This window comes from Frankia sp. CoWAU3, assembly GCF_977971855.1.
This window is the reverse complement of record NZ_CDWWXB010000020.1, coordinates 30,546-32,076: the sequence shown is the minus strand read 5'-3', so window position 1 is coordinate 32,076 and position 1,531 is coordinate 30,546. Positions and strand designations below refer to the sequence as shown.

Genomic DNA, 1,531 nt, shown 5'->3' with positions numbered 1-1,531 from the left:
AGCCCACACCGGAAATCCTCACCTCAGCGGGATACCCCGGCACACCCGTGAATGGACACCCGACGAGATGTACACGCTCGTCGACAATGATCTCGGACTGCGCATCTTCGATCTGGACGGCGACGGTCCTTACACGTTGCCCATGTTCCGGACGACCTTCGCGTCGGGGGCGCACTTCAACTTCGTCGCCCACCCCTGACCCGCGTCGCGGAAACGTCCGCGACGGCGGTCGTCGGCCTGACTTGCCGATCATCGGCTCGTAGTGGTCCGGGCGAAGCTCGCCCTTCGTGACCGCACCAGTCGAGATCCGTCCGGACGGGGCGGATCCCGCACAATGATCGGACAAATGATCGGACAAATGTGCCCATCGGGCTTCAAACGTTCCTGTACGAAGAGCAACCATTCGATACGGTTTCGGTAGGTCGCGGCGTCCGACCCGTCGAAACCAGACGGGTGGGCTCAGTGGCGCTGTAGGTGCCGTGAGCGGCAACGGAATGCCGCAAGGCACCACAGGCGTACGTGGCCGGTACGCGTACCACCCGTACGTCCACACTGAGAGGCTGCTCATGGCCCGGTCCCTCCGGGGCGGCTGTTCACCGCCAGCCGGTCCTGCACGGTCGACAGGTTCGATTCCCTCGGTCAACCCGACAACGAACGCCCATCGACGGCATCACGTTCAGCTGGACGACGCACCGGCCCGGACCTCCCGGTGGACCCCGGCACCGCTGCCACGTCCGCTGTCCCGCACGGATCCCGCGTCGCGAACCGAGGGGTGATGCCGGCTCCATCGTGGCGGCGCGCTTGGCGTAGCCACGTCTGGCTTGTCTATCTCTGTCTCGGTCTGATCGCCATCCTCGTCTACGGCCAGCTTCCCACGACCGGCGGCCCACGTGCCGTCCGGCTGGTCATCTACCTCTGCCTCAGCGCCTCGGCCGCGGGGGCCGTGTTCCTCGGCCTGCGACGCCAGGAGTTGGCCGACCGACGTCCCTGGCTGCTGATCGGAATCAGCCAGGTGATGTACGCCATAGGCGATGGTGCCTTCTACATCTTTCACTATATGCTTGACATCACAGAGTATCCGGCCTTGCCGGATGTGTTATATCTGGGCCACTATCCGCTGTTCGTCGTCGGTCTCGTTCTGCTGACCCGGCGACGGACCCAGGAACGGGACATCGCCGACCTGCTCGACGGATCGATGTTCCTGCTCGCGGCGGTTCTGTTGTCCTGGCTCTACCTGATCGCGCCGCAGGTGCGTGCGGACCAGGATCTGTTCGTCGGCGTCACCTCGGTGGCCTATCCGGCGATGGATCTGGCGCTGCTGGGGGTGGCCATCCGTCTCGTGCTGGGGCACGGGAGCCGCCCACCCGCCTTCTTCCTGTTGGCGGGCAATCTGCTCGCCAACCTGACCGCCGACACCATCTACGTCGTGCAGCAGACGAACGGGACCTTCGAGGTCGGCAACTACCTCGACGCGATCTGGTTGACAGGCAACCTCGCCCTCGGCGCCGCCGGGTTGCATCCGACCATGGTC

2 pseudogenes are annotated in these 1,531 nt (G+C 65.1%); both read left to right on the top strand.

Going from position 1 to position 1,531, the window contains the following annotated elements:
* Nucleotides 1–199, top strand: a pseudogene (locus AC08ON_RS03945) (hypothetical protein); the annotation flags it as partial.
* A gap of 576 nt (nt 200–775) precedes the next feature.
* Nucleotides 776–1,531, top strand: a pseudogene (locus AC08ON_RS03940) (GGDEF domain-containing protein); the annotation flags it as partial.